Here is a 21,033-nt window from a genome sequence, read left to right as displayed (position 1 = left end):
TGTTAAAGGTGGGAAACGTAATGAGGGAAGATTCGCTTGTGAAATCAGTCAGCCGAGCATTGCAAATTGTCGATATGGTAAGCAACTATCGTCATGGCGTAGGTGTAACGGAAATTGCTAAGCAAATTGGCATTCATAAAAGCTCAGTGTATCGGTTATTATCAACGCTTGTTGAGCATGGGTATATCGAACAAGATGAAGAAACAGAGCGTTATAAACTTGGCTATAAATTTTTAGAAATGAGCTCGAAGTTGTTGGAATCGATTGATTTGCGTAAAGAAGCAAAGCCGTATTTACGTGAGTTAGAACAAATGACGAATGAAGTGGTGCATCTTGTTGTGTACGATCAAGGTGAGGTGATTTATATTGAAAAATTGGACGGAAATGAAACGTTGCGCATGCATTCGAAAGTTGGAAAGCGGGCACCGATGCATTGTACGGCTGTCGGGAAAGCGATTTTAGCGCACTTACCAAAGCACGTTGTCATGGACATTTTAGAAAGAAAAGGACTACCGCCACATACAGATTATACGATTACAGAGCGAGAAGTGTTGTTTCATGAACTTGAATGTGTTCGAAAACGCGGTTATGCGCTCGATTTAGAAGAAAATGAATACGGTATACGATGTGTTGCCGTTCCGATTTTCGATCATACGAAACAAGTGATCGCTGCGGTCAGCGTTTCTGGACCGACGATTCGAATGACTGATGAGCGCCTCGAGCAGCTCTACGTGCAAATGAAAAAGATAGGTAAGCAAATTTCCGAGCGGCTCGGGTATCGATGAATAATATATACGTTTGGCCTCTAGTCATAGTATAATGTTAAAAAGGATGTTTAAGGAGGCCGCTTTATGGCACAACGTGTTGTGAAAACAACCTACTTGCTTGGGCTTTTGTTTCTCGTTTCAGCACTTGTTTATTTTTTTGCTTCGAATTGGCCGGAGCTTGGACGGTTGACGAAAGTCGGGATTGGTGCTGGGTTTATGATTTTGTTTTATGGCCTGAGCGCCACGGTTTTTCGCCATCATTTTTTTAGTAAATGGTTACTTATTTTTGGAGCGATTACGTTCGGGATTTGTGTTGCATTAATTGGGCAAGTGTATAATTCACACGCTGATAGCTTTTTGTTGTTTTTTATTTGGTTTATTCCTACTGCTATTTTGGCATGGCTTACTCGCGGTCGATTTCTCTCTATATTCAGTTTTGGGTTGCTGCAGCTTACATTTTGGTTTTACTATTTTCCGTCTTCGTATCAAATCGAACGTGGAGAATGGCCGTCGTTTTTTATTTTATTGCTTTTTGCTGTAATAAATGGAATGGTTGCACTTCTTGGACGCTCATCCATCTTGTCTGTTCTATCGTATTTCGCGATGCATAGTTGGCTATTTGTTGTATTTGTTCAAGGGATTTCCATGGATCAGTTTCATTTTTGGCCATACGTACATGCTTTTATGTTTGTGTTGTTTTTAATATATGTAAAAAAACAACCGTATTTTATATGTACTGTGTTATTTACAGGAATGTTTTGGGTCGTACAATATTTCCGTTTTGTTGAACGGCACTTTGGTGGGAATTGGTATATATTTGGGCTTGTATTAGCTGTCATCATCGTTTATATAGGCATTTATGTGCTTCGTTGGATGAAAAAGCGAAGTAACGGAAAAGTAGAAAAAGTTTTCCTCGTTGCTTTTCAAACCATCGTTACAGGGGTAGCTTCGGTCATTGCAATTGGAAGTATTATGCAGTTATTATCGTTTTGGTTTGATGTGTTTTCTCCTTATTGGTTGTTTAGTATATCTGTTTTTTTATTTGTTGTTCCTGGGCTGTTATGGAAAAGATGGAACGATGTTGTTCGTTACACGTTGCTTGCGATTGGATATATGCTCGGTGCGTTTAGCGTAACAGAGATTTCCTTTATCGTAATCAGTGTATATATCGCTGGATTATTTATTGTTTCATGGCGAATGCCAGCAGCTGTACGAACGATGACGAATATTGCAGTTTCGCTTTATTTCGCCATGATGATGCTTGATGAGTGGAGCGACATTCGTTACACGTTATTTGCTGTATTTGTTTTTTACGGCATTATTTATTGGGTTACAAAACATACGTATGAGCGACTCGTGTTCCTCGCTTCTTCATTCGCTACGCTTCTTTTATTGACGAGCGCTGATTTAGTTGAGATGGATTGGACGTATGTTGTATGGAACATACTGTTTCTTTGCTTTGTAGCCTTTGTTCTCTTTTTCCGTACAAATGAAAAGGAACAATCGATTGCTTGGTTATATACTTTTTTGTTTTTGATTCTAAAGTATTATGAGTGGGTTTGGAATTTATTGCATAAATCCATGACGTTAGCGATTGTTGGTATATGTTTATTGATCGTTGCTTCGATCGTACAAAAAAGAAAAGCGATTTCGTTTTCTGTTACAAAGCAAAAATGGTTGCCGCTTTTTGTTGTCATGATTTTGCAAGGTGCTTTTATCATTTATGTGACGTTTGATAAAGAACAACATCTTCAATATGGTCAACAAATTAAATTACAGCTTGAACCAATTGATCCACGTTCGCTTATCCAAGGGGATTATATACGCCTTCAATACGAAATTTCGACAATTGAAGGAATGAATGAGTTGGGAAAAGTGCAAGTCATTTTACGAAAAGATGAAGCGGGAATTCATCGATTAGTTGGCATTTATTCATTAAATGGAAAAAAACGAAATGGGGATATGTATCAAGAAGGGGATGTATTAGTAAACGGAAATATATATGGAGATACGATCATTTATGGAATTGAAACGTATTTTGTCCCTGAAAAAACAGGGGGAGACATACAACAGCGCGCTCGCTTTGCATATGTACGCGTGAGTAAGACAGGAGATGCGTTGTTAGAGAAAGTGTCTGAACAATAAGCATAACACCGCCGTCTCGTATGAAGACGGCGGTGTTTTTGATAGTTCGCTTCAAAGCAGTAAGGAAATTTTACTTCCCGATAAACATTTGTGTCCAGTAATTCCCATTTCCATCAAATCCAACACCGATATGCGTGAAGTTTCGATTTAAAATATTGGCGCGGTGTCCTGCGCTGTTCATCCATGCGTTGACAACCTCTTGTGGTGTCCGTTGCCCTTTTGCGATGTTTTCCCCCGCTGTCCGATAAGAAACGCCAAAATCGCGCATCATATCAAATGGGGAGCCATATGTTGGGCTTGTATGCGAGAAATAATTATTTTTTCGCATATCTTCCGATTTTTTCTGAGCGACAGAGCTAAGTTGGGCATCAGCACGTAAGGCTGGAAGTCCTGCCCGAGCACGTTCTCTATTTGTCAAATCAATGACTTGTTGTGCATATTGGCTAATACTTGTTGTCGGTGTTGTCTGTTTTGGTTGCTGCTGAGCTGGTTGTTGTGTTTGTCTGTTCGGTTGTGCCGGCGTTACCTGATTCGGACGTTGATACGCGTTTGGTGCTGGCGTATAAGGTCTTGGTTGCATATACATTCTTTGCTGTTCCATCAACGATCGTTCAATTTGTGTGCGCAGATTGGCTGCGTCTTTCGGATCGATTGGAACAAATTTATAACGAGCTTCTTGAATCAATATCGCTTTTGTATGAGGATATTGATCGCTAGATAGCGTTGTATGCAAAGCAGAAATGTTTGAACGATTGTTCATATCCATTGCGTTGTTACAGCCAACAATGGCAAGTAAACTTAAAGCGGCAATAGATTTTGTCAACTTTGCTATCATTTGCTCATCCCTCCTTGGCATATTTCATCGTCATGCACCGTTAGTTTTTACAATGATGAGGCAAACTAAAGATGGGAATGGTTGAGAAATGTTTTTTCCTCTTTTTGTTTTTTAAAAATGACAAGATTGTGACAGACAAAATGATATTTACTTTAAATTGAATACAATCTGTAAGCGCTTTAATATAAAACTATAGCAAGACCAAATAAACAAAGGAGGAGAAAACATGGAAAATCAAACAGGTTTTCGTGTGAAAGTGCAACGTTTTGGCAGTTATTTAAGCGGAATGATTATGCCAAACATTGGGGCATTTATTGCGTGGGGAATTATTACTGCATTATTCATCCCAACAGGTTGGTTGCCAAATGAAACATTCGCTAAATTAGTTGGCCCAATGATTACGTATTTATTGCCATTATTAATCGGTTATACAGGCGGAAAAATGATTTATGACGTTCGCGGTGGTGTCGTCGGTGCAACCGCAACGATGGGGGTTATTGTCGGTTCAGACATTCCAATGTTTTTAGGGGCCATGATCATGGGTCCACTTGGAGGATATGCAATCAAACAGTTTGACAAGCTATTCCACGGAAAAGTCAAACAAGGTTTTGAAATGTTAGTGAACAACTTTTCAGCAGGTATTATTGGCGGATTGCTCACATTAGTCGCTTTTAAAGGGATTGGTCCAATTGTTTTAGGATTGAACAAAACGTTAGCAGCAGGTGTAGAAACAATTGTTAACGCAAAGTTGTTACCTTTAGCAAACATTTTTATTGAGCCAGCAAAAGTATTATTTTTAAACAATGCCATCAACCACGGTATTTTAAGTCCGCTTGGTGTTGAGCAAGCAGCGAAAACAGGAAAATCGATTTTATTCCTACTTGAAACAAACCCAGGTCCAGGTCTTGGTATTTTACTTGCGTACTGGTTATTCGGAAAAGGAATGGCGAAACAATCAGCACCAGGTGCAGTCATCATTCATTTCCTTGGAGGAATTCACGAAATTTATTTCCCTTACATTTTAATGCGTCCAGTACTCATTTTAGCTGCAATTGCCGGTGGTATGAGCGGAGTATTTACATTTACATTATTTAATGCAGGTCTTGTGGCTGTGCCATCGCCAGGAAGTATTTTCGCATTACTTGCTATGACACCGCGTGGTCATTACTTAGGTGTGCTTGCTGGGGTAATCGTTGCGGCTGCTGTTTCTTTCTTAGTCGCATCTTTCTTCTTAAAAACATCGAAACAAGAAGAAGGTGATTTAGAACAAGCAACGGAACAAATGCAACAGCTGAAAGGGAAGAAAAGCAGTGTTGCTTCGGCATTAAATACAGCAGCACCAAAACAAGTGAAAAAAATTGTTTTTGCTTGTGATGCAGGAATGGGATCGAGTGCGATGGGTGCTTCCATTATGAGAAACAAAGTGCAAAAAGCTGGACTTGATATTGAAGTAACAAATACAGCAATTAATCAATTGCCAGCGGATGCAGATGTTGTAATAACACATCAAAACTTGACAGATCGTGCAAAAGAAAAGCTACCAAATGCATATCACGTATCTGTAGAAAATTTCTTAAATAGTCCAAAATACGACGAGTTAATCGAAATGCTAAAAAAAGGTGAATAACGAACAAACGAAAAGGTAAGTGATTCGCTTACCTTTTCGTCTTATTTAAAAAATGTCAACATTCGAAATGACGAAAAAGTGCTTTCTATTTGTTGTGATTCAAGAAAAGTGACGGTAAAATTTTTCTTGAAAAGCAAACATATTTTTAAAAGTTGTCAACAATCGTTGCTGAATAAGGGGGTGAGTACGTGTATATATCAGCGAGAGAAAGAAAAATATTAGATCTTTTGTTAGCATATCCAAAGGGAATTACAGTGAAAGATGTAGCAAAGCAATTGGGTGTCAGTGAACGAACAGTTCATCGCGATTTAAAAGGTGTAGAGCAAGTTGTTGGAGCGTATGACTTGCAACTAATAAAAAAAGCAGGTGTTGGCATTCAAATTGTCGGTAATGAAGAAAAAAAGCATCAGTTACAAATGCATGTACTTCGTTTATCCCATACGGAATATACGCCTGAAGAACGGCAAACGATGATTTTAATTGCTTTGTTAGAATCAGGTGAGCCTGTGAAATTAATTTCTCTTGCAAATGATTTAAACGTAACGGTCGCCACGATCAGCAACGATTTAGACAAAGTTGAGGAAAAAGTAGAAAAACACGGGCTTGCTCTCGTACGCAAAAGAGGATACGGAGTGGAGATCGCTGGTTCGGAAGCGGCGAAACGTAAAATGATGAGTGAACTGTTATTTGATCATTTCGATGAGTCGCAGTTTTTCTCTTTCATGAAAGAATCGATTCAAAAAAAATCAACGGATTTGGTCAATACAGTAACGGAAAAGCTACTCGGACTTGTTGACAAGAAAAAACTGTTTATGATTGAACGACAAATTGAAGCGATGAAAGATGATCTCCCATTTACGATTGCTGATAGTTCGTATATTGCGCTCGTCATTCATCTTGCGCTGGCGATTGAGCGCATTATGCAAGGGGAAGCGATTCATTTTGATGCCCAACATTTGCAAACCATTAGCATGACAAAAGAGTATGAAACGGCAGAAAAAATCGCCAAAAGACTAGAGGAAGTGTTTCATCTTGTCATTCCTAAAGAAGAAATTGGTTACATTACGATGCATTTAATGGGTGCAAAATTACGGACTCGTCGCGGATATATGTTAGAGGAAGCGAGTTTAGAAATTGCAATGAAGACGCAAGAACTCATACGTTTTGTGAGCGAGCAAATAGGAGTCGATTTAACAGACGACTATCCGTTGTACGAAGATTTAATCGTTCATTTAAAGCCAGCTTTATATCGCATCCAGCATCATATGGGCATTACAAATCCGTTGCTTCATAAAATTATGGAAGATTATAGTGAATTGTTTCATGTTGTGCAACGAGGTGTGCGCTACGTATTCTCGGACATGACAGTGCCTGAGGAAGAAGTTGGATATTTAGTTCTTCATTTTGCATCGGCGCTACTACGTGACAAGCAAGGAATTCGTGCGCTCGTTATTTGTTCAAGCGGAATCGGAACCGCGAAAATATTAGCCACTCGTTTAAAAAAAGAAATTCCAGATATTTCACATATTGAACAAAAGTCTTTTTTTGATGTTCAACGTGTAGATGTGCACGAGTATGATTTAATCGTATCGACAGTCCCGATTCATACGTCGCAGCCATATTTTCTAGTTAATCCGATGTTGCCAGAAGAAGACGTTGCTACGATTCGCCAGTTTTTAAAAACGAAAGCGTTTTCTATCCGTTCTCAAAAAGTAAATTCATCGAAGAAAGGGATTGAAAACATTCGTTCGATTCATGTCGTGAGTGAGACGATTGTTCAGTTATTAAACGGCTTTTCTATGCGGGAGCTATCTTCTTACTCGCTTCAAGATGCATTGATGCATGCGTGTGCACATCTTGAGCAACATGGCGTGATTCGCAGCAAAGAGCGAGTCGTTGAAGAATTGCTACAACGCGAGCAAGTCGGTGGATTAGGAATTCCAAATACGACTTTAGCGCTGTATCACACACGAAGTGAAGATGTGTTACAACCATCTTTTACGATGTATACACTAACACACTCACAAACGATCATCGGTATGGATCAACAGCCGATGGTACTGAACCGTCTTTTGTTGTTGTTAGCGCCAAAAAATGCACCAGATGATATGTTGCAAGTGCTTAGTCATGTTAGCTCGCTCATCATTAAAGATGAAGAAAGTATGGAATTGTTTTCAAAAGGAAGTAAAGAACAAATTTATGCGTTTTTCAGTGCACAATTAGAAAAATTTTTTTACGAACAAATTCAACAGCACAAGGAGTGAATGATCGTGACAGTATTGAAAAAAGAAAATATTGTACTAGGTGCAGACGTAAAAACGAAAGAAGAAGCGATTCGATTAGCAGGACGTATTTTAGTTGAGCAAGGATACGTAGAGGAGTTTTATATTGACAAAATGTTTGAAAGAGAAGCGTTAACTTCAACATATATGGGGAATTTTGTAGCGATTCCGCACGGTACGGAAGATGCGAAAAAACTTGTGAAGCAAGCGGGTTTATCAATTGTTCAAGTGCCGAATGGAGTGGACTTTGGAGAAGGAAATGTTGCGAAAATTTTAATCGGCATCGCAGGGAAAGATAATGAGCATTTAGAAATTTTGTCGAAAGTTGCGATCGTGTGTTCGGAAGAAGAAAACATCCAAAAGATGATTTCTGCAACGACAGAAGAAGAAATTTTGCAACTATTAAACGAGGTGAAATAATATGCTAGCTGTTCATTTTGGTGCTGGAAATATTGGGAGAGGATTTATTGGCAGTTTGTTGTCGCAATCAGGGTATAATGTTGTATTTGTTGATGTAAATGAAAAAATTGTACAAGCGCTTCAACAAAAAGGTCAATATGAAGTGATCATCGCAGGAGAGACGACAGAAACACAAGTTGTTCGCAACGTATCCGCGTTGCATAGTCAGCACCAGCAAAATGAAATTATTGATCAAATTGCGCGTGCAGATTTAGTGACGACAGCTGTTGGACCAAATATTTTACCTCTTATTTCACAGACGATTGCGGAAGGATTAAAAAAACGATTAACAGATCGACCTGTTCATATCATCGCTTGCGAAAATATGATCGGTGGTAGCGAACATTTAAAAACATACGTCTGGGAACACCTATCAGAACAAGAACAAACATCTTTAGAAGATAAATGTGGATTTTTAAACTGTGCGGTTGATCGCATCGTTCCAAACCAAACTCATGAAGATCCGTTAACCGTTGTTGTTGAACCGTTTTTTGAATGGGTGATCGAGACGAAAGAAGTGATTGGAAATATTCCGCACATTATTGGGGCGCATTTTGTTGATGATTTACAACCATACATCGAAAGAAAGCTGTTTACTGTCAATACAGGCCATGCGCTCGTTGCTTATTTAGGATACCGTAAAAAATATGAGACGATTCGTCAAGCGATGGAAGATCAAGATATTCTCGCAGACGTGACAAACGCGTTACGTGAATCAGGGCGAGTGCTTGTTCATCAATACGGTTGGAATGAAGCCGAGCATCAAGCATATATTGAAAAAATTGTTCAACGGTTCATCAATCCTTCTATGACAGATGAAGTGACACGAGTGGCTCGTTCGCCAATCCGTAAACTCGGACCGAACGATCGACTCATTCGACCAGCGCTGAAATATTACGAATGCTTTGGAGAAGTTCCTGCATCTTTAACAAAAGGAATTGCGGCGTTGTTGCTATTTGATTATGAAGGGGATGCTGAAGCAGTACAACTTCAACAAACGATCAAAGAAAGCGGGGTAGAGGGGGCGCTTGAAAAATATGCGAAGCTCCCGTCTAATCATCCGATTGTTGTAGAAGTGAAAAAACAAATGCTTTATATGTAGGGGCCATCTTTATAGATGGCTCTTTTTACTTGGACTTTTTTTCAAAAGAGTGCGAACGATTTCGGCGATGACTCCTACAATGATACCGAACGTTGAAATAACAAGAAAGGAAATAATGCTTGTCACATCGCTCCATCCCACGTTCATACGGGTAAACGAAATAAACAAAGCATAAGCGACTCCGATAGTAGAGAAAGAGGAACATATGATGACAAACGTTTTTTTACCGAAAAACCCACTTAATCCGATAATACATGATAAAATAAAGGCAGTGATTCCAAGGCCAATGAATTGCTTCAAGCCCAACTCTACACTAAGCAATAAACGAGATGCAATCAACACACAAAAAAAGAGAAAAAATAAAAAAGTGCCAACGCTGTACCACTGTTTCGATCCACTATTAGGAAGTTTCATTATCGCTGTCACTCCTTTGTTATTTTTTATTATACCGCACCGTTTATGTTGTTTAGCAGAGCGATGCAAAATTTCTCTTCTTGCCTATCGTTTTTGTTTACAATAGAATGATAAAGTCAAACGATTATGTAACAGGGTGAGTATATTTTATGAAACGATCATTTGCTTTATATGTGACGCTTATCTCCCTATTTGGATGTGCCTTATTTTTATATATATGGCCATTTTCAAATGTACATGTACAAAACGAATGGTTGCTGTTATTGTTGTTTGCTGGGGCTGCCGTTTTGTTTAGTAGATATACGATATATTTGCCACCAAATGGAAATGCTTTTACGTTAGAGTCTTCTGTTTACCTTGCTTTGCTTTTTACTCATGGATTGCACTTTTCTTTAGCCATACTTTTAATAAGCAGTTTTGTGATGTACTTTTGGTACCCACGAAAAACGTCATGGTTTAGCCATGTATTCAATTTTTCTGTTTATACAATGATGATTTGTGGGAGTTATTATGCTTATATCGTTTTTGGGGGCGTTGTCGGGAAAGTTTCCGTTTACGATTTTGGAGCCTACATTGCTTCCTTCGCTACTTTCTTTGTTTTAAACGTATTGCTTATGACCATATATTTTTCATTGTGTTCATCTACTGAGTTTCGCTTGATTTTGTTAAATACTATAAAAGAACTCATATACATTTATATGGTAGAATTGACAGCCTCACTTATCTTAGCCATTCTTTTTATTTTTGATGCTATATTCGGTTTGCTTTTATATATGTTTATTATGTTGCTACTTTCAGCGGTTTTTAGGCAATACTCCCATTTATATGAGAGATTGGCAGACGATAAGGCGTATATTGAGAAATTACTTAACTCTTTACCAATTGGAATTATCACAATGGATGAAACTCGTTCCGATTATTTTATTAACAAATCAGCTATGTCATTACTATGCTTGGATCAAAGAAAAATAAAGGAGAAAATTAGAGAAGGATCGGAAGAAAACCATTTGTTTTGGAATCTACTTACGTCTCAACATTCTTTTCAACAAGTAAAAATATCATACGACTCAGATGAGGGAGAGAGGGAATTTCTGGTCTCTAAAACAGATTTAATTATTCCGCATAAAGAGCCAATTGGACATATTGTTTTCTTTCTCGATGTTACTGAAGCTGAAAAAATCTCCAGACGCATGCATCAGTCAGAAAAGCTTGCGTTAATGGGGGAAATGGCAGCGAAAGCAGCGCATGAAATTCGCAATCCGCTTGCGGTGATTCACGGTTTTTTAGCGTTTATGAACGAAAATTTACATGAACGCGATCGCGAAAAATATCATATTCCGCTTTTATTGCAAGAAATTGATCGCATCAACGCGATTGTGGAAGATATGCTTCTTATTGCGAAGCCGAGCGCCCCGATGTTGAAAGAGACGTATATGGAAACGATCGTTCAAGATGTTCTTTCATTGTTACAACAAACGTTAGAAGCAAAAAACATACGTGTGCACGTGCGCCTTGATCACGTGCCGTTACAGCTTGATTCGAAACAAATGATGCAAGTGTTGTATAATTTACTCTATAACAGCATCGAAGCCGTCGGGGAAGATGGCACAATTTGCCTATATTCTGATGTAGGTGAAACATACAACATGTACGTATACGACTCTGGAAGCGGAATTCCGAAAGATATGCACGAGATGATTTTTGAACCATTTATCACAACGAAGTCATCAGGGACCGGATTAGGATTAACGATTGTGAAACGAATTATTGAAAACCATGGTGGAACGATTGCACTTCACGACAGTTCAGAGAAAGGAACGACGTTTGTTATTAAGTTACCCGTTCGATGGTAGAAAGAGGTGTCCATGACGGGCACCTTTTTATATATTTTTTATTTCCATATAAAAGGCAGTTAAAAAATTTTTTACGCTCATTACGGCATTTTTTTGTTCTTTCGTCGGCTTATAACTCGCACACGTGTAAACGGATCTCTTGTGGAGCGAAATGTTCAAATTCAGGCTCGTGTAATCGGCTAATCCAAGGGATGATAAGTGGGTAAATGTTTGTAGCACCATGGGCTTGTGATACTTGCTCAGCCATTATAAAATTCAACTATCCACAACAAAAAAGAGGAGCGGGTATATGAGTGCGATTATGTTATTTTTACTAGCTGGTTTTGCCGAAATCGGCGGAGGGTATCTTGTATGGCTTTGGTTGCGAGAAGGGAAACCAACGATGTATGGAATTTTTGGGGGAATATGTTTAACATTATATGGTGTTATTGCAACGTTTCAGTCATTTCCATCGTTCGGGCGAGTGTATGCTGCATATGGTGGGATTTTTATTGTTTTATCACTACTATGGGGATGGTGGATAGATAAAAAAACGCCCGATATGTATGATTGGATTGGTGGGGCGATTTGTTTAATAGGGGTTGGGGTAATGTTATTAGCTCCACGTAGTTAAACTTTAGTTTAGTAATAAGGTGCTATATTAATTTGTTAAAAAGTGGTAAAAAATAATTGACAGTCTTCGATTAGACTCTTACAATGATAATAGACGATTAGATTTTTAGAAAATTTGAAAAACAGGTGTTGATGTGTGTTGCTAAAGCAGGCAGGAGGAAGAATCGGCCGCAATGCGATTTTGCTCGCGTTAATGGAAGAGGAAGAGGAACAAGCGGTGCTTGAGCACTTATCGTTATTGCAATGGCGCTACTGCAAAGGAAAAGTCGGTTCGATGGAATTACAAAAAATTGTTGCTGCCATCGAAACAGCAGCAAAACGAAACGGTGTCGTAAACGGAGAACTGTATCGTGAAATGCACGCTTTATATCACGCGGTGGTCGAAGCGATGCAAGGGGTTACAAGAGGGCAAGTAGAGTTAGGCGATTTAATGCGGACGGTCGGTCTTCGGTTTGCGGTAGTGCGCGGCATGCCATATGAAAACGAAGCAGAAGGTGAATGGATTGCCGTTGCTTTGTACGGAACGATCGGGGCGCCGATTCGCGGGTTAGAGCATGAAACAATCGGATTAGGAATCAACCATATGTAGCCTATAGGTATTTAGTTCAGAAGGAGGCTATCCCACTAAATGGTGGTGTAGCCTCCTTCTTTATTTTATTAAAGGGATGGGGTGTGAGTGTGGTCATTTTAACAGGTCATACGTTGACATTAGATGAGGTAAAACGAGTATTGTACGATAACGAAAAAGTCATAGCGGCAAAAGAGAGTATGGACGAGGCGGCGCGCAGCCGACAAGCGGTTGATGAAATCGTCGCCAATAAACGAATCGTATACGGCATTACGACTGGGTTTGGAAAGTTTAGTGATGTGTTTATTGAGGCAGACGATGTCGAAGAGCTACAGTGGAATTTAATTCATTCGCACGCTTGCGGAGTAGGAGAGCCGTTTCCGGAAATTGTATCACGTGCGATGTTATTGTTGCGAGCGAATGCGCTTTTAAAAGGATACTCGGGTGTTCGTCCCGTCGTCATTCAACGGTTGCTTGATTTATTAAATGCGCATATTCATCCAGTCGTTCCGCAGCAAGGTTCTCTCGGTGCGAGCGGGGACTTAGCGCCACTGTCGCATTTAGCGCTCGCATTGCTTGGCGAAGGAGAAGTGTTTTACCGCGGACAGCGCGTGTTGGCAATGGAAGCGTTGACGAAAGAAGGAATCGCTCCTTTCTCGCTAAAGGCGAAAGAAGGATTAGCTCTTATTAACGGTACACAAGCAATGACGGCAATGGGGGTTGTCGGCTATTTAGAGGCAGAGCAGCTAGCGTATGAAAGCGAACTAATTGCCGCAGTAACGTTGGAAGGATTGCGCGGGATTATTGACGCATTCGATGAGCGCGTGCACCTTGTGCGCGGCTACCGCCAACAAACAGAAGTAGCGAAACGCATCCGCTCATATTTAGCGGGAAGCAAGCTGACAACGGCACAAGGAGAATTGCGTGTTCAAGATGCCTACTCGCTTCGCTGCATTCCACAAGTGCACGGTGCGTCTTGGCAAGCGCTTGATTATGTGAAAGAAAAGCTCGAAATTGAGATGAATGCAGCAACCGATAACCCACTTATTTTCGATGATGGTGCGACCGTCATTTCTGGTGGGAACTTCCATGGTCAACCAATTGCTTTAGCGATGGATTTTATGAAAATTGCGGTAGCGGAATTGGCCAATATTTCGGAACGGCGCATTGAGCGGCTTGTCAATCCGCAATTAAACGATTTGCCACCGTTTCTAAGCCCAGCGCCAGGATTGCAGTCAGGGGCGATGATTATGCAATATGCGGCAGCGTCGCTTGTGTCCGAAAATAAAACGTTAGCGCATCCAGCCAGCGTCGATTCGATTCCGTCCTCTGCAAACCAAGAAGACCACGTTAGCATGGGAACGATCGCTTCCCGCCACGCCCATGCGATCATCCAAAACGCACGGCGCGTCTTGGCAATCGAATTAATTTGTGCGTTGCAGGCTGTCGAATACCGTGGCGTGGAACACATGGCGCCAAAGACGCGAGCGTTTTATGAAGCAGCGCGAAAAATCGTCCCATCGATTACAAAAGATCGCATTTTTGCGAAAGATATTGAAGCAGCAGCAAAATGGCTGAAGGATGTGGAATGGGATTTTTTTTCGCAAACGATGGAAACGGTAATTAATAGATGAAAGGGGATCGTACGATGAAACAGATTCAAGCGAAAAAAGGATTGCAACTTGAATGTAAAGGGTGGGAACAAGAAGCAGCATTGCGCATGTTATACAACAACTTAGACCCAGAGGTGGCGGAAAAACCAGAAGAGCTAATTGTATATGGGGGCATTGGGAAAGCAGCACGAAATTGGGAAGCGTTTGATGCGATTGTTCGGACGTTGCGCACGTTAGAAAATGACGAAACGCTATTAATTCAATCCGGAAAGCCAGTCGGTGTGTTTAAAACGCATGAACGGGCGCCACGCGTACTTTTATCCAACTCTGTCCTTGTGCCGAAATGGGCGACGTGGGAACATTTTCATGAGCTCGACAGAAAAGGGTTAATCATGTACGGGCAAATGACAGCGGGAAGCTGGATTTATATCGGCACCCAAGGCATTTTACAAGGAACGTACGAAACGTTTGCCGCGGTGGCGAAGCAACATTTTGGCGGAACGCTAAAAGGAACGATTACGCTTACTGCTGGGCTAGGCGGCATGGGCGGAGCGCAGCCGCTGGCGGTAACGATGAATGAAGGAGTAGTCATTGCGGTAGAAGTCGATCCAAGCCGAATTCAAAAACGAATCGACACAAAATATTGCGACCGGATGACGCACTCGCTTGACGAGGCGCTTCATTGGGCACAACAAGCAAAAGAAAAAGGGGAAGCGCTATCGATTGGGCTTGTTGGCAATGCTGCTGAAGTGCATCACGAATTGCTAAAACGTGGTGTGCCTATTGATATCGTGACTGACCAAACGTCTGCCCATGATCCGTTAAACGGTTATGTGCCAGAAGGATTGTCATTACAAGAAGCAGCGGAATTACGAAAAAACAATCCAAACGAATACGTCCGCCGCTCGAAACGAAGCATGGCAAAACATGTGGAAGCAATGCTACAATTCCAAAAACGCGGAGCGATTGTATTTGACTACGGCAACAATATTCGCCAAGTTGCCAAAGACGAAGGAGTCGAAAATGCGTTTTCGTTCCCAGGGTTTGTTCCTGCCTATATTCGTCCGCTATTTTGCGAAGGAAAAGGACCGTTTCGTTGGGCAGCGCTATCCGGCGACCCAGAAGATATTTATCGCACCGATGCGCTCATTAAAGAGCTATTCCCAGAAAACGAGGCACTGTTACGCTGGATTGACATGGCGCAAAAGAAAGTGGCATTTCAAGGGCTTCCTGCCCGCATTTGCTGGCTAGGTTATGGCGAGCGGGTAAAAATGGGGCTAGCAATCAACGAATTAGTACGTAAAGGCGAGCTGAAAGCACCAATCGTCATCGGACGCGACCATTTAGATTGCGGTTCAGTCGCCTCGCCAAACCGCGAAACAGAAGCGATGAAAGACGGTAGCGATGCCGTTGGGGATTGGGCAGTGCTCAATGCACTCATTAACACGGCGGCTGGAGGGTCATGGATTTCGTTTCATCATGGCGGTGGGGTTGGCATGGGCTATTCGCTACATGCAGGAATGGTCGTTGTTGCCGATGGAACGGATTTAGCGAAAGAACGGCTCGAACGAGTGTTAACGACTGACCCAGGCATGGGGATTATTCGCCATGCGGATGCTGGATACGAACGAGCGATTGAAGTAGCAGAAAAAATGAACATTCACATCCCGATGTTAAGGGGGTAATATATTGGACACACTGATTGTGAATATCGGGCAATTGTTAACGATGGAAGGGGACGGACCAGTAAAGGGGGAGCAGATGAAGACGCTCCCTTTGATGGAACAGGCAGCGATCGGAATAAAAGATGGGCGTGTGGCGTGGATTGGCAGCAATGCAGAAACGAAAACAATTTCTGCCAAACATATCATTGACGCAGAAGGGAAGCTTGTGACACCAGGGCTTGTTGATCCGCATACACACCTTGTATTTGCTGGCTCGCGCGAACATGAACTACCGCTAAAGCAGCAAGGTGTTCCTTATTTAGACATTTTAAAGCGTGGTGGTGGTATTTTGTCGACCGTACGCGCGACGCGAGCAGCAAGCGAAGAAGAGCTGTACGAAAAAGCACGCGTTCATTTGGATCGCATGCTTTCGTACGGGGTGACAACGGTCGAAGCAAAAAGTGGCTACGGATTAGACGAGGAAACAGAATGGAAACAATTGCGTGTGGCGAAGCGCCTACACCAAACGCACCCCGTAGAAGTTGTGTCAACATTTTTAGGCGCACACGCGATTCCTGCAGAACATCAAGACCATCCGGATGATTTTTTGCAGCAAATGGTCGACTTCATGGATGTCATTAAACAAGAGCAGCTTGCCGAGTTTGCCGACATTTTTTGTGAAACAGGTGTATTTACGGTCGAACAATCGCGCCTCTTTTTACAAAAAGCAAAAGAAAAAGGATTTGCTGTTAAAATTCATGCTGATGAAATTGATTCGCTAGGTGGGACGGAGCTAGCGGTTGAAGTTGGAGCGGTAAGTGCCGATCATCTTGTTGGGGCATCTAGCGCAGGGATTCATCAACTTGCCCATTCAAACACCATCGCTGTATTGCTTCCTGGGACGTCTTTTTATTTAGGGAAAGGAAAGTATGCAAACGCGCGGCAAATGATTGACGAAGGGGCAGCGGTGGCGCTTGCGACAGACTTTAACCCAGGTAGCTCGCCAACAGAAAATTTGCAATTCATTATGACGCTTGCTGCACTATATTTACGAATGACTCCAGAAGAAATTTGGCATGCGGTAACCGTCAATGCGGCATATGCGGTCAATCGCGGACAAGACGCAGGGCGAATTATGATCGGAAGAAAAGCGGACATCGTTCTATGGGATGCGCCGAATTATATGTACGTACCATACCATTACGGAATCAATCATGCCCGAATGGTTCTAAAAGAAGGGAAAGTGGTGAGCGAAAGGGGAAAAGGTGATGTTTCCGTATCTTAAAGAAGCAGGAAAAGCAATTTTTCAAGACCGCTATGTGAAAAAAGCGAACGAATTGCTCGTTCCGTGGGATGGAAAACAGGCGGGTAACATCGGTGTAATTGGTGTGCCGCTGTCTAAATCGTCGATTAGCCATTCGGGTGCGGCATTTGCTCCACAGGCGATTCGGCAAGCGTTGTCGTTTTATAGCACATACTCGATTGAAGCGGGAATTGATTTAGCGGACATCACGGTTACTGATTATGGCGATATTGTGATGCATCCGACCGATATCGTTGAATCACAAAGACGCATTGCTGAAACGGTCGAACAAGTCGTTGCTTTATATCCCGAGTCGAAGTGGATTGCCCTTGGTGGCGACCACTCTATCACGTTTCCAGTTGTTAGCGGCTGGCAAAAGCAAAAAGGAAAAATTGGCATGATCCAGTTCGATGCCCATCACGATTTACGAAACTTAGAAGACGGGGGACCAACAAACGGTACGCCATTTCGTCGGTTAATCGAAGCGGGTGTTATTGATGGCAGTCAACTTGTACAAATTGGGTTGCGTGACTTTGCGAATAGCCGCGCTTACACGGAATACGGAAAACAACGTGGAGTGACGATGTATACGATCGAAGAGGTGTATCGCCTCGGCATTCAAACGATTATCGAAAAAAGCATGCAGATGTTATCTAGTGTGGACGCGGTATATGTATCGGTCGATATGGATGTGCTCGATCAAGCATTTGCACCAGGGTGTCCAGCGATTGGGCCAGGTGGGATGGATAGCCGCACGCTGTTGCAAGCCATTTTGCTACTTGCTCGCTATGATAAGGTGCAGGCAATGGACATTGTCGAAATCGACCCGACAATTGATTTTCGCCAAATGACAAGCCGACTAGCGGCATGGTTTATTTTACAGTTTTTAAAAGAGAAAAAGGAGGGTGACTTTTAGGTCATCCTTTTTTATGTTAAACAGATCGACAAAAAGTGGTTCCGTTTGTATGATTGGAATGAAAGCAAACCCATTTGAAAGGAGAGCAGTGAATGCCTTTAACATACGATCAACTTGTCCAAATTTGCAAGAAAATCAATGACAAACATATGCCCAATGGCCAAGCATTTGTTGATGCAGTTGATATGTGGTTAGAACGATATACCGGGGAGAACGGGAAACAATTCATGTTCCTAGCCTTTAAACAATTGCTTTTTCTTGTTGATGAACATATTCGTGAGATTGAGCGAAAGGTAAACATTCGTTCAACTTGCGCAAAAGGGTGTGCGTATTGTTGCTATTTTCCAATCATTACAACGAGAGCAGAAGCAAAATGGATCATGATGAAAATCGCTGAACTACCTAAACGGGAGCAGGAGTGGATTCATGAACATATTCAATGGTATGGTGAACATTATGCTGAAAAAACAAAACGGGTAAACATGTTAGATTTTACAGAAGATCATCACTTCAAAGAAACATATATGAAGGAACAATTGCCATGTATATTTTTAAATCGCCAAACAAATACATGTTTGATTTATGAAGTAAGGCCAATACCATGTCGTACGTATTTAAACTACTGTTCTCCGAATGTATGTGCTGAATCATATTTGCCTGATGAGCCATTTAGTTATGAATTTTTATACGAGTTTTATATCGAAGCGCTTCACGATTTCATTCAAACGTTTGTCTATGAAGGAGAAGATGTTGGGATCGATTATCCAGACGACTTGTTTGACATGGACTATTTGTTTCGTTTTTTCGTGGATGAAAAGAAATAAACCTAGCACTAATCGAGGCGCTAGGCATTGTTACTCAAATTAATTGTTCATACACTTCATTTAAATGATAAACACGAATATTGTCTTGTTCTTCCTTTGCATACTTCATTTCTTGACGTGGCATGCGATCTAAAAAGGCGACTTCTTTTGGTGATAAGTCGCGGACGAATTGTTCTTCACTTTTGTATGGTTTACTTATTAGTTTTTTATATAAATGAATGGCTATCGCGTGATGACGGTCAGCGTAACTTGCTAACGCTTCGCGTAAATAAGCTAACGTTTGATTCAACTCGCCCACCTCCTTAACAGTAGGGTGGGCGATTTTGTCATGAAATATGTGTCGCTATACGAAAATCTCTTGTAAAATAGGGTCTTCATCAAGTAGTTGAACAGCTCGTTTTCGATATGTTTCGTCGTGAATGTACGTATAGCGGTTTGGTTTCATGGTCGGTGCCATGTGGATTGCTTGACGATATTCCTCTTTGTTCAACTGTAATGTTTTGACGTAATCGAAAAATCCAGTACGTGTAAACACTTTTGTGATACGTTCAGCACGATGTTGTTGGACATGTGCCATGATATATGTGGCGATTCCTACTTGAATGCCATGCATATGTGGCGATGGGCTGATTTTATCAAGTGCATGGGAGATTAGGTGTTCAGATCCGCTAATCGGTGCACTATTTCCGCTAATCACAGTAGAAATGCCGCCCATTGTTAACGAACTAATTAATTCTTTTAGAAAAATAGGATGTTTAATATTTTGCATTGGTGTACGGATAAAGCTGTTGACTGCTTTTTTGCTAATCATCGCTGCAAAAGCGTTTACCCGACTGACGCCGTGATTTTGTTCAAATTCCCAGTCATATAACGCTGTAATGTTCGACATTAAATCGCCTACTCCTGCTAAAATAAAACGATCAGGAGCTTGCTGAATAATATGTAAATCAGCCAAAATGCCGAACGGTACTTTAGCGGGAACGGTTGTTTTTTTACCATTGACAAGTAACGAGCAGTTTGTGCTTGCAAAACCGTCATTTGACGCAGATGTTGGTATGCTAAGAAACGGCACTTGTCGTAAAAATGCCATATATTTGCCGCAGTCAATGACTGCGCCACCGCCCATTGCTATCATCACATCGCAGTGGGGGAGTTCAAACGCCCTTTTCATAATGTCTACGATATCAAGCTGTGGTGGTAACCAAACAGTATGAACAACAGCAGATGAAATGGCTCGTTTCATCTCTTGTTCGTACGTTTGATAAGTGAAATCATCAAATAAGATAACAGCTTTCGAAAAACGATACGTTTTTATCAGTTCGTCTATGCGCCAAATGACACCTTCGCCAATTTCAAGAATAGATGGAATTGGGATGTTCATGTCAATACCCCTTTTTCTTGTAAATAACGTTCAACATCTGCAAATGTGTCCACAGGAACAAATGGAATTTGTTGTTCATGCAACAATGATTGTAAAGTGCCTTTGGCAAATGTCACGTCGGCTACTTTCGCTGCATGGACGTCTGGTTCACTATCGCCAATAAAGTAAACGGTTTTATACGTTTGTTTCAATGTACGAATGACGCTAGATTTATCGATGCCATACCGTTCGGAATAATGAATATGATTTGGATTAATGCGCATATGAATATTTTTATCATGATAATATCCTTCGTTAGAAAAAATATCGACGCCACGTATATCATATTTTTTGAAAATGTGTCGGATATAGTAATCAGTTCCGGCGCTTAATACATAAAAATCGCCTTCGCTCTGTTGAACGTGTTTAATAAAAGGTAAAACTGTTTCATCAATCGGGATGTGATGAATATCTTCAATGATTTTTTCTTCATCTTGATGAATGGATGTAAAAATAGTGTTTAAAAAGTCGATATCTTTTATTTTTCCAGCACGCCATTGTTCGAATAATCGTTTCCCTTCAGGAAAATATTTTTCAATAACAATCCAGTAAAAGTCTTTATGCGAAATCGTTCCATCAAAATCAGAAACAAAAGCCCATTTGTTCATGAGATAACCTCCGTTTTTTTG

At 41.1% G+C, this 21,033-nt stretch carries 19 protein-coding genes and 1 pseudogene; 14 read left to right on the top strand and 6 right to left on the bottom strand.

Annotated features, from left to right (window positions below; all coding sequences use genetic code 11):
• Positions 1–20: 20 nt before the first annotated feature.
• Together LD028_RS03920 and LD028_RS03915 are read left to right on the top strand one after the other, a co-directional pair.
• A complete protein-coding gene (locus LD028_RS03920) occupies positions 21–785 on the top strand; it encodes an IclR family transcriptional regulator (protein WP_237810992.1) in 765 nt (254 codons plus the stop codon).
• Positions 786–851: 66 nt separating this feature from the next.
• Complete coding sequence (locus LD028_RS03915; RefSeq protein ID WP_237810991.1) at positions 852–2,912, top strand: GDYXXLXY domain-containing protein; 2,061 nt, start codon at positions 852–854, stop codon at positions 2,910–2,912.
• Between the two features lie 70 nt (positions 2,913–2,982).
• Here LD028_RS03915 and LD028_RS03910 read toward each other — a convergent pair whose 3' ends face one another.
• Positions 2,983–3,747: a CAP domain-containing protein gene (locus LD028_RS03910; RefSeq protein ID WP_237810990.1), complete on the bottom strand. Its 765-nt coding sequence runs from the start codon at positions 3,745–3,747 to the stop codon at positions 2,983–2,985.
• Positions 3,748–3,973: 226 nt separating this feature from the next.
• Between LD028_RS03910 and LD028_RS03905 the strand changes: the two genes are divergently transcribed.
• From LD028_RS03905 to LD028_RS03890, 4 genes are all read left to right on the top strand, one after another.
• On the top strand, positions 3,974–5,374 hold the full coding sequence (locus tag LD028_RS03905; RefSeq protein WP_237810989.1) for a PTS mannitol transporter subunit IIBC: 1,401 nt from the start codon (positions 3,974–3,976) through the stop codon (positions 5,372–5,374).
• Between the two features lie 188 nt (positions 5,375–5,562).
• A complete protein-coding gene (locus LD028_RS03900) occupies positions 5,563–7,638 on the top strand; it encodes a BglG family transcription antiterminator (RefSeq protein WP_237810988.1) in 2,076 nt (691 codons plus the stop codon).
• Positions 7,639–8,076: a PTS mannitol transporter subunit IIA gene (locus tag LD028_RS03895; RefSeq protein WP_077428298.1), complete on the top strand. Its 438-nt coding sequence runs from the start codon at positions 7,639–7,641 to the stop codon at positions 8,074–8,076.
• Position 8,077: 1 nt separating this feature from the next.
• Entirely contained in the window at positions 8,078–9,217 is a 1,140-nt protein-coding gene (locus tag LD028_RS03890; RefSeq protein WP_237810987.1) for a mannitol-1-phosphate 5-dehydrogenase, read from the top strand.
• 9 nt (positions 9,218–9,226) lie between these two features.
• Here the strand turns inward: LD028_RS03890 and LD028_RS03885 are convergent, their stop codons facing one another.
• Positions 9,227–9,631, bottom strand: a complete 405-nt coding sequence (locus LD028_RS03885; RefSeq protein ID WP_237810986.1) for a permease — start codon at positions 9,629–9,631, stop codon at positions 9,227–9,229.
• 149 nt (positions 9,632–9,780) lie between these two features.
• Here LD028_RS03885 and LD028_RS03880 point away from each other — a divergent pair, with 149 nt between their 5' ends.
• Positions 9,781–11,484, top strand: coding sequence for a two-component system sensor histidine kinase NtrB (locus LD028_RS03880; protein ID WP_237810985.1), 1,704 nt, complete (start codon positions 9,781–9,783; stop codon positions 11,482–11,484).
• Positions 11,485–11,511: 27 nt separating this feature from the next.
• On the opposite strand, the pseudogene LD028_RS03875 reads toward LD028_RS03880, so the two are convergent.
• Positions 11,512–11,706: pseudogene (locus tag LD028_RS03875) on the bottom strand (DNA-binding domain-containing protein); the annotation flags it as partial.
• Between the two features lie 67 nt (positions 11,707–11,773).
• On the opposite strand from LD028_RS03875, the gene LD028_RS03870 reads away from it, so the two are divergent.
• From LD028_RS03870 to LD028_RS03840, 7 genes are all read left to right on the top strand, one after another.
• Positions 11,774–12,097: a YnfA family protein gene (locus tag LD028_RS03870; RefSeq protein ID WP_006321906.1), complete on the top strand. Its 324-nt coding sequence runs from the start codon at positions 11,774–11,776 to the stop codon at positions 12,095–12,097.
• 138 nt (positions 12,098–12,235) lie between these two features.
• Complete coding sequence (hutP, locus tag LD028_RS03865; RefSeq protein WP_255707073.1) at positions 12,236–12,685, top strand: histidine utilization transcription antiterminator HutP; 450 nt, start codon at positions 12,236–12,238, stop codon at positions 12,683–12,685.
• Between the two features lie 89 nt (positions 12,686–12,774).
• Positions 12,775–14,298 (top strand): histidine ammonia-lyase, encoded by a 1,524-nt coding sequence (hutH, locus tag LD028_RS03860; protein ID WP_237810984.1) that lies wholly within the window; start codon positions 12,775–12,777, stop codon positions 14,296–14,298.
• 14 nt (positions 14,299–14,312) lie between these two features.
• Positions 14,313–15,962: a urocanate hydratase gene (hutU, locus tag LD028_RS03855; RefSeq protein ID WP_237810983.1), complete on the top strand. Its 1,650-nt coding sequence runs from the start codon at positions 14,313–14,315 to the stop codon at positions 15,960–15,962.
• Position 15,963: 1 nt separating this feature from the next.
• Entirely contained in the window at positions 15,964–17,226 is a 1,263-nt protein-coding gene (gene hutI, locus LD028_RS03850) for an imidazolonepropionase (protein ID WP_237811001.1), read from the top strand.
• Entirely contained in the window at positions 17,210–18,160 is a 951-nt protein-coding gene (gene hutG / locus LD028_RS03845; protein WP_237810982.1) for a formimidoylglutamase, read from the top strand. The genes hutI and hutG overlap by 17 nt, the downstream gene beginning before the upstream one ends.
• Before the next feature lie 92 nt (positions 18,161–18,252).
• On the top strand, positions 18,253–18,984 hold the full coding sequence (locus LD028_RS03840; protein WP_237810981.1) for a YkgJ family cysteine cluster protein: 732 nt from the start codon (positions 18,253–18,255) through the stop codon (positions 18,982–18,984).
• 34 nt (positions 18,985–19,018) lie between these two features.
• On the opposite strand, the gene LD028_RS03835 is transcribed toward LD028_RS03840, so the two are convergent.
• From LD028_RS03835 to LD028_RS03825, 3 genes are read right to left on the bottom strand one after another with little or no spacing between them, the layout of a single operon-like run.
• A complete protein-coding gene (locus LD028_RS03835) occupies positions 19,019–19,273 on the bottom strand; it encodes a sigma-G-dependent sporulation-specific acid-soluble spore protein CsgA (protein WP_237810980.1) in 255 nt (84 codons plus the stop codon).
• Between the two features lie 54 nt (positions 19,274–19,327).
• Positions 19,328–20,365, bottom strand: coding sequence for an iron-containing alcohol dehydrogenase family protein (locus LD028_RS03830; RefSeq protein WP_237810979.1), 1,038 nt, complete (start codon positions 20,363–20,365; stop codon positions 19,328–19,330).
• Complete coding sequence (locus LD028_RS03825; RefSeq protein WP_237810978.1) at positions 20,362–21,012, bottom strand: MtnX-like HAD-IB family phosphatase; 651 nt, start codon at positions 21,010–21,012, stop codon at positions 20,362–20,364. Before LD028_RS03825 ends, LD028_RS03830 begins: the two co-directional genes overlap by 4 nt.
• Positions 21,013–21,033 lie beyond the last annotated feature (21 nt).

Source organism: Anoxybacillus sp. LAT27 (assembly GCF_022030075.1).
Taxonomy (GTDB): Bacteria; Bacillota; Bacilli; order Bacillales; family Anoxybacillaceae; genus Anoxybacillus; species Anoxybacillus kestanbolensis.
This window is presented reverse-complemented; position numbering and strand designations above follow the sequence as displayed.